This is a genomic window from Rossellomorea sp. SC111, from assembly GCF_024733565.1.
Classification (GTDB): Bacteria; Bacillota; Bacilli; order Bacillales; family Bacillaceae_B; genus Rossellomorea.
Genome location: NZ_JANIOC010000036.1, coordinates 1 through 602, shown reverse-complemented (window position 1 = coordinate 602; position 602 = coordinate 1). Strand labels below are relative to the sequence as shown.

Below are 602 nucleotides of genomic sequence, written 5' to 3'. Positions count from 1 at the left end.
AGCGAGCGAATTATAGTAGCGAAGTTCCTGATTCCACACTGCCAAGAAAAGCCTCTAGCGAGGAAAAAGGTGCCCGTACCGCAAACCGACACAGGTAGGCGAGGAGAGAATCCTAAGGTGAGCGAGAGAACTCTCGTTAAGGAACTCGGCAAAATGACCCCGTAACTTCGGGAGAAGGGGTGCTCTGGTAGGGTGCAAGCCCGAGAGAGCCGCAGTGAATAGGCCCAGGCGACTGTTTAGCAAAAACACAGGTCTCTGCGAAGCCGTAAGGCGAAGTATAGGGGCTGACGCCTGCCCGGTGCTGGAAGGTTAAGAGGAGTGCTTAGCGCAAGCGAAGGTGCGAATCGAAGCCCCAGTAAACGGCGGCCGTAACTATAACGGTCCTAAGGTAGCGAAATTCCTTGTCGGGTAAGTTCCGACCCGCACGAAAGGCGTAACGATCTGGGCACTGTCTCAACGAGAGACTCGGTGAAATTATAGTACCTGTGAAGATGCAGGTTACCCGCGACAGGACGGAAAGACCCCGTGGAGCTTTACTGTAGCCTGATATTGAATTTTGGTACAGCTTGTACAGGATAGGTAGGAGCCTTGGAAACCGGAGC

General features: G+C 53.5%; 1 rRNA gene. It reads left to right on the top strand.

What is annotated here, in order from left to right:
* Positions 1–602, top strand: a 23S ribosomal RNA gene (locus NQ095_RS22485); the annotation flags it as partial.